The sequence below is a fragment of the Rhodococcus sp. LB1 genome, assembly GCF_001583455.1.
Taxonomy (GTDB): domain Bacteria; phylum Actinomycetota; class Actinomycetes; order Mycobacteriales; family Mycobacteriaceae; genus Rhodococcus_F; species Rhodococcus_F opacus.
Window position 1 is genome coordinate 1 of sequence record NZ_LTCZ01000240.1, and the last position, 7,249, is coordinate 7,249.

Here is a 7,249-nt window from a genome sequence, read left to right on the forward strand (position 1 = left end):
GTTTTCAGATGCACTCTGAGTGTCCCGATGCAGGAGGACATGCACTGCCGGCGTCGCGATCAGGTCGTGCAGACGTTGCCGGCCGCCGTCGACGGCCACCTCCTCGTCGGGGATCCGTTCACCGGCCGGGGCGGCGACACCGGAATCGCCGGACCCCTCGACCGACAGTGGACCGCGCCGATAGTGCCGGCGAAGCTGGGCGAGCACTCGCACCGCGTGCGCGACGAGCCGACGCCGCCGCAGCAGCACCGGGACCAGCGGCGCCCCTGTGGAGGAGAAGGCGCCGCGTAGAAGCGACGGCACCCGACCGCGGCCGGCCTCGGCCCAGAACAGCACGTGGGTCAGCAGCAGCACCTGCTGTGCGGCGCGCCGACGTTCCTCCGCATACGACCGCAACAGGGCGGCGTCGCCATCGGGCCGGAGCCGTGCCGCGAACGCGAGTTTCCACCCCAGGTCGGCAGAGTCCTGGATGCCGGTGTTCATGCCCTGGCCGCCCGCCGGGGAGAAGGCATGAGCGGCGTCCCCTGCGAGGAAGACCGGCCCGCATCGATACCGGGACGCGACGCGGTGCTGGACCCGTACCCGCTCCGACCACGCGATCCGGGTGATGCGGGCATGAACGTCAGCCCGGTCGAGGATCTTCTGCAGGTGCTGTCGGTCGGTCTGGGCCTGCGCGCGGTTCGGGGGTTGGGCGGTGAGCACCCGCCAGCGAGCGGTTTCGCCCAGTGGGAGCAGGAACAGTAGCCCGTCACGGTGGACCGCGACGTGTGTGACGCCGGTCTGGACGTCACCCTCGAGTTCGATGTCGGCGAGGAGAATCTCGTGCGGGTACACCGACCCGTCCCAGGAGATGCCGGCCGTCGCGCGCACCGTGCTGGTGCTGCCGTCACACCCGACGAGGAACCGGGCCGCGATGTGTCGGCGGATGCCCTGATGCGTCACATCGCAGACGACTCCGTCGACCGCCCGGAAGGACTCGCACTGCGTCTCCCACTCCACCTCGACGCCACGGCCGCGGAGTGCTCGTCGCAGAACGGCTTCCACGTCGGCTTGCCGCACGAGCAGAAAATTCGGGAATGCGGTGTCCGGCAGCCGGATTTCACCCACGTCGACGGGCACACAGCGCCGACGCAGGTGGAGGTGCACCTGCGGGTTGGAGTCTCCGAGCGCGAGGAGTTCATCGGTCACACCGTGCGGCCGCAGTACTTCGAGGGTCCGGGGCTGGACGAGGAAAGCCCGCGAGAATCGGGGTGCGTCCGGTCTGCGGTCGACGATGCGCACGTGTGCGCCGTGATCGTGAGCGATCAGGGCCGCTGCGAGTCCGGTCGGACCTGCGCCGACGACGAGCACGTCGAGAGGCTGCCCGTCCGGCGCGGTCATCTCGGTTTCGTCTCCGTCCGGACGAGCCGCCACCACGCCTCGTCGGGAGGTGCGGTGCCCTCTCCTGACTCGGCGCCTTCGAGAACGTCGTCGCGAAGACGACCGGGCAAGATGCAGAATCGGATCGAGGACCGATGGCTCACCAGCGCGAGAGGCCACCACAACACCCGGACGTACTCCTCGGCGGAGCGTGCGCCGTCCCACTGGTAGAAACCGCGGTACCGGTCCTCTTCGTCCGCGGTGAGCCACAGCTTCGACACGAATCCGGGGAACCCCGCGAACAATGGTGTGTTGAGCAGGCTTTCGGCCCTGAACAGTGTGTGGCCCCAGCCGTGGACACCGCGCAGTCGGAAGGAGACGACGAGGACCGCCGGATCAGGTGGAGACTCACCGCTCATGACGGTCTCGCGGTAGACGATTCCGGTGGTGCCGTCAGCGAAGGTCATTCTCCGGCCCCTGTGCCGTTTCGGTTGGTGAATGCGGCGGCGGGCGAGGAGGTTCGCCGTACGCGCGGCACACCGGGCCAATCGCGGCGCCGCAACCCGCAGGGGCACTCGTCGTGGTTCGGAGTCACGGATGGAGTGCTCTGCACCAGGATTGGAGACCGTCGTCGTCTCGTCCTCGCGTGCAACGGCATCGCCTCGCCCCTGATCCCGGTTCACGGCGGGGTTCCGAATGCAGGGCATGAACACCTCGGTGCGGGGCGCCGCGACGCCGGACCCGTCCAGGTAGGACTCCCACGGGTCTCCGGACGGGACGTAGCCGTGCTCGGGGATCCAGTGTGTGGCGGCTGCGTATGCTGCGCCGACTCCCTTGTAGTCCCCGATATGGAGGGTTTTGGCGGCGCGGCCCGCCGGTTGCGACGTCGGCTCGACTCGACCGCGGGCGGCGATGCCGCCGCTGTGGGGGGGAAGCCGGCCTCGACGTCCCACTGCCCGTCCTCGGCCTGGCGGTACCGCGCGAACGGGGCACCGGCGACGTGCCTGCCCTGCCGTTCTGCGACAGTGACCACCTCGCCGAAAGCCGGCCCGCGAAAGTCCTCGATGTGGTCGAAACGGAGGCGGTCCCGCACCACACCGGCCGGGTGTGCCTCGATCTCGACGAGTTCGACTTGGTATCCCATACGTCTACCATCGCCGCTGCCTGTGGGGCGGCGCGAGGGCCGAAGGTCCCGGGCGACGGACCCGGGTCGGGTGGTGGGTCCGATCGTGCCAACGGAGAGATACCGGGGCGGGGGCCACAAGTCGGTGCCTGGTGGCCCCTCCGCAAAAGCGGAGTTCTCTCTCGGCCGACCCGCGCACGGAGGGTGCTCCGGCCGCTCCGCCGGCGTCGCTGTGGTCGCGCTCATGTCACCCTGCTTCTCCAGTGTGCGGACGCGTGTGTATTCCGTGCTCCAGGTCGATCCTTGCGGTGTCGATCCGGGTGGGAACAGGGCCGAAGTGCCTCTCTCCGCGAACGGCCACCACCCTTGAAGAAATGCCCCAAATAGTGACCGTCGGCCCTACTGCCATGCCGCCCAGCCGCCTTCGATGTAGACGTACCCGTTCGTCGACGTCGGAGCCGTCATGTCTGCCGTGCATTCTCGCCGTAGTGAATCAGTACGAGTGAGGTGTTCATTTCCGACTCGGCAGGATCATCGGGGTGCGCGAGCCCGGTGTGACGCTGACAGTCCCGATCGTCGATCGACTGACCAAGGTGTTCACGCGGATTGCCCAGACCACGCCTTCGCCCCGAGCCGATCCGGAGAAACGGAAAATGGAATGAGTGACGCCGCCCATCATCCTCGTCACATCGTTGTCGGGATCGACGGTTCACGCGGTGCGCTGAACGCCGCCGCGTGGGCGACGGAAGTTGCCGCCCTTCATCGTGTTCCTCTGCGGCTGCTCTTCGTGCACGATCCCTCCGAAGGTGGGCGACGGGGCGAGGCACACCACGGGGAGCACGAGCGACAGCGAGCCCAGGACGCGCACATGCACCTCACCGAGGCCGCAGAAGTCGCCCGCCACGTCGCCGCCTCCGGACCCACGCGGCCCGGGACCACCGAAATCAGAATGGAGATGCGGGCGGGAACGTCCTTCACAACACTCCTCGAGGTCGTCGTGGACCCGATCACCACGGCGGCGCCGGCGGATGAAGTGTGGGTCCGCTACTCGTCGTCGGCCGCGTTGCTGATCGTCGGACGCGGTGGCCCCGCTGCACCGCGCGGAATACTCGGCCGCACGGCCACGGGCGTCCTCATGCACGCGACGTGCCCGGTCATCTTTGCCGGTCCGCACCGCCGCCTTCGGTACGCAGGCTAGTGACCGTGGCACCCCACGGCGGGCAGGCCGGGAGGACCGTGATGAGTCCCCTCCTGAGGATCGGCCGAGCACTGGGGGCCTTCGGGTTCGTCGTCGTTGCAGGCACGCTCGGGTATGTCGTCCTGGGCTTCGGCATTCTGGATGCGCTGTACCAAACCGTGACGACGATCAGCACGGTCGGGTTTCGGGAGGTCCACCCACTCGGTGCGGTGGGCCAGATCTTCACGATCCTGCTCATACTTGCGGGTGCCGGTACGGCTCTGTACACCTTCGGGGTAATCCTCGAAGCACTCATCGAGGGACATTTACGTCAGCACATGGAGCGTCGGCGAATGGACAGACACATCAGCCGGATGACCGGGCACGCGATCATCTGTGGTTTCGGCCGGGTCGGACGGGCCGGAGTTCAGTACCTGGCCACGCTCGGGATGCCGGTCGTCGTCGTCGATCGAGATCCGGAGCGCCTCGCCGACCTCGACGTCCCGACAGTAGTCGGGGATGTCACGGACGACCAGGTTCTCGAAGCGGCGGGAATCGGCCGTGCCCACGCTTTGATCACGGCGCTCGACACCGACGCGGACAATGTCTACGTCACCCTCTCGAGCCGCGCGTTGCGGCCGGACCTGATCATCATCGCCCGCGCCCGCAACGACGGTTCGACATCCAAGCTGATTCGCGCGGGAGCAAACCGCGTCGTCAACCCTCAGCTCATCGGGGGACGCCGGATGGGTGCCTTCGCGCTCCAGCCACACGTCGCCGAGTTCCTGGACGTCGTGATGCACGACGAGACACTGGACTACCGGATCGAGGAGGTCGAGGTCTCGGCTGGCTCGCCGCTGGCCGGGCGGACGCTGGCGGAAGCGGACCTCGCGGCGGTCACCGGCTCGCTGTTGATGGCGCTGCGGTCACCGACGGGGCAGTTCGTTGCCAATCCCCCGCCGGAGCGACGTCTGGACCCGGATACCATTGTCATTGCGCTCGGAACCGCGCCGCAGCTCGATGCGCTTCGCCGCGAGGTCAAGCAGAGTGAGGGAATCGGCTCACCCTGAACGGTTTCCGGCCCTTCATCGTGACTCCGCCGGGGTGCGGCGAGCCCACCGGAAATACGCAATGGGTCCGATGAAGTTCACCGCGATCACGGCAGCCCATGTCGTTCGGCTCCCCCTGATCTCGCGGGGATCACGCTTCGCCAGATCTGCCCAGGCCGCCACGGCCAGCACCAATTGCACCGCCGCCGCCACGACCAGCGCGGCGCGCTGCGGCGTAGTCAGACTCGACCACGTCACACGCCTCTTCAATGAACTCATCGATGCTCCTCCGATCTCACCTCCACCGGCCCGGTACCGCGAGAGCAATGCCTCTGCGGTGCCGACCACTGGATCTAGGTCCGTCTTTCCGTGTCCCGGGTCGATTCGGCGGCGATGGTGCCTGCCCACGCGCACACGTCCGTCCAGTCCCGGGCGTCGCCGTAGTGCCCACCCATGAGCCTGAAGACGACCCGCCCGAATCCTGGCCAATCACCCGGGGCGATCGCCCCGGCGAAGAATCGGTGGTCGCGCACATCGGCCGCATCCCGCAGTAACTGCACCGCTCGAGGCTCCGGTGTCATGCGACGCAGAAAATGCGCCAGCCGCTTGGACAGGGTCGTGCTGGTGACGCCCACCGACGACACCGAGAACGCCCATACTCGCTTCCCCTCGAACTGCGACCGCAGGCGCTCGACCGCGTCGGAGGCGTCGGCGAGCCACTGCCCGTCATGGATCGCGCTACCGAGAACGATCACGTCGTAGGAGTGCACGTGTGACACATCCGCGGCCGCCCGCACATCGACTTCCAGCCCGAAACCTTCGATACACGACCCGAGTCTCTCGGCAATCCCGCGGGTCGAGCCCTTCGCTGTCGCGTACGCCACCAGTACTTTCATGGGCGGGGCCTTTCCGGAGAGGTGTCGGCACCGGAATCGTCTCCGCCCGAGTGAGGCCTGGCCTCATCTGGCTCGAATGGTCCCTGATCGAGGCGGAACGGTGGGTACTCGTCTCGCATCAGGGTCGCGTAGGCTGCGACGCGAAACGCCCAGCGGTTGATTCCCATCACGAAGTCGAAAAGACCGTGTGGGTACCGTCCGGTGAAGAGAAGCGCAATTGCCGAAAAGGTCACCACGAGACCGAGCAGAGAACCGATGAGCCACGGCTGCCCGTAGTGCGCACCGTCGGTGGCGAACGCTCCGGCACGCCAGCTCCCGAACCACCCTCCCGCGAGTAGCGCCAGGATCAGGTAGTGAGGGATCGCCAACAGCCACCACTTCACGAGCACCAGTCCGCGGGACAGCCGCACGGGGTAGTCGACGTCGAAGTCCGCAGGATAGTCGGTACGTTTCAGGGTGAAGGGTGGGTAGCGGTCCGTCGCCAGGGCCGAGTAGGTATAGAACTGCACGCGCCACCACCACCGGAGAACGCCGACGCCGAAGTCGAAGAGGGCCCGCGGATACCGCGCCGTGAACAGGATCACGAATCCGGACACCAGGGTGGTGACGACGAACGCGACCCCGAGGAAGAAGAGCACGAAGTAGTGCGGGATCGCCAGTAACCACTTCACCAGCCACAGCCATCGCGACAGTGGCTCGTCGAGTTCGCCCACGAGACGAGTGGGATAGACGGTCCATGGAACCTGGGGGTGGGTGACGTCGCCGGCGAACGTGTCGTCGGCTGCGTCCCGTCCGACGGGATGCGGTTGCGGTGGACCGTGCCGACCCAGACCGATTGCTCCTGCCACGATCAACGGAATTCCGATGATCAGAAAGACGACTGCGCCGATCAGGACACTCAGAGCGAGCGGTCCGAGGAAGGCGAGGCGTGCCCCGGCCTGAATGTCGGCGGACACCCCGGGGGCGGCGTCGGCATTCATCACGACAGCCGTCCAGGCACCCTGCTGCAGCTCCCAGCGCACTTCTTGTGTTCCGGGACCCGCTGAAGAGGTCGACCAGAACGACTGTGCCCCTGGTGCTTCCGCGGGTCGGGTTCCGGGGATCTGCCGATAGGTCGGTCGGAACGGATCGAACTGCACGTCTGTCACCTCGGTGCGAGCAACGTCGGTGAAATACTTGTCGACCTCGTCACGAGGGCCGATCCCGATGAAGATCTCCTGGCTGGGATCGGTCGCGGTGGCTCGCAGCAGTACCCGGCCGAGGTCCTCGGTGCTGAACCCTTTCGGCAAGTCCGCGCCCTCGAAGAGATCGATCTTCTCCGATAACAGGGCACTCTCACTCGTCTCGAAGTGCTCACGCGGCGAGGTGAAGTGCCCACCGTCGCGTTGCATGAAGTAGGCCCACCCCAGAAACACCGCGGCAGTGAGCAGCGCGAACCCGGTCAGGGCGCTCAGACAGCCCAAGACGAGAACAGCAACTCTGCCGGTTCGCACAGGAAATTCCTCCCGGTCCGTGTCCCCGAAGTCTCAGTGTGGGTCCTGGCTCCAGCGGCGCGTCAGGGTCATTGGTCACCACCTCGCCCGACCGGTCGCGTGTGTTGCGGCAACGAAAGAACGCGGACGAAAGGCCCTAGGGCGTGTCTCCC

The 7,249-nt window shown here is 67.0% G+C and carries 7 protein-coding genes; 2 read left to right on the forward strand and 5 right to left on the reverse strand.

From position 1 onward, the window contains the following. Together AZG88_RS27590 and AZG88_RS54275 are read right to left on the reverse strand one after the other, a co-directional pair. On the reverse strand, window positions 1-1,380 hold a 1,380-nt coding region (locus tag AZG88_RS27590; RefSeq protein ID WP_061699728.1), incomplete at its 3' end, for an FAD-dependent monooxygenase. Beyond that, window positions 1,377-2,312 (reverse strand): GyrI-like domain-containing protein, encoded by a 936-nt coding sequence (locus AZG88_RS54275; protein ID WP_231914224.1) that lies wholly within the window; start codon window positions 2,310-2,312, stop codon window positions 1,377-1,379. The genes AZG88_RS27590 and AZG88_RS54275, both read right to left, overlap by 4 nt. An 828-nt stretch (window positions 2,313-3,140) precedes the next feature. Between AZG88_RS54275 and AZG88_RS50645 the strand changes: the two genes are divergently transcribed. Beyond that, the gene (locus AZG88_RS50645; protein ID WP_061699724.1) at window positions 3,141-3,680 is read left to right on the forward strand and encodes a universal stress protein; all 540 of its coding nucleotides are present in this window, start codon (window positions 3,141-3,143) and stop codon (window positions 3,678-3,680) included. A 41-nt stretch (window positions 3,681-3,721) separates the two neighbouring features. Next, entirely contained in the window at window positions 3,722-4,729 is a 1,008-nt protein-coding gene (locus AZG88_RS27605) for a potassium channel family protein (RefSeq protein ID WP_061699725.1), read from the forward strand. Between the two features lie 15 nt (window positions 4,730-4,744). Here the strand turns inward: AZG88_RS27605 and AZG88_RS27610 are convergent, their stop codons facing one another. From AZG88_RS27610 to AZG88_RS27620, 3 genes are all read right to left on the reverse strand, one after another. Continuing rightward, window positions 4,745-4,987, reverse strand: coding sequence for a PLDc N-terminal domain-containing protein (locus tag AZG88_RS27610; RefSeq protein ID WP_061699730.1), 243 nt, complete (start codon window positions 4,985-4,987; stop codon window positions 4,745-4,747). 74 nt (window positions 4,988-5,061) lie between these two features. Next, a complete protein-coding gene (locus AZG88_RS27615; protein WP_061699726.1) occupies window positions 5,062-5,604 on the reverse strand; it encodes a flavodoxin domain-containing protein in 543 nt (180 codons plus the stop codon). Further along, on the reverse strand, window positions 5,601-7,097 hold the full coding sequence (locus AZG88_RS27620; protein ID WP_061699727.1) for a DUF4389 domain-containing protein: 1,497 nt from the start codon (window positions 7,095-7,097) through the stop codon (window positions 5,601-5,603). The genes AZG88_RS27615 and AZG88_RS27620 overlap by 4 nt, the downstream gene beginning before the upstream one ends. Window positions 7,098-7,249: the final 152 nt, after the last annotated feature.

Coding starts and splice junctions, on each gene's coding strand:
- AZG88_RS27610 (WP_061699730.1), bottom strand. CDS start 4,987: ATGAGTTCATTGAAGAGGCGTGTGACGTGGTCGAGTCTGACTACGCCG.
- AZG88_RS27605 (WP_061699725.1), top strand. CDS start 3,722: ATGAGTCCCCTCCTGAGGATCGGCCGAGCACTGGGGGCCTTCGGGTTC.
- AZG88_RS27615 (WP_061699726.1), bottom strand. CDS start 5,604: ATGAAAGTACTGGTGGCGTACGCGACAGCGAAGGGCTCGACCCGCGGG.
- AZG88_RS50645 (WP_061699724.1), top strand. CDS start 3,141: ATGAGTGACGCCGCCCATCATCCTCGTCACATCGTTGTCGGGATCGAC.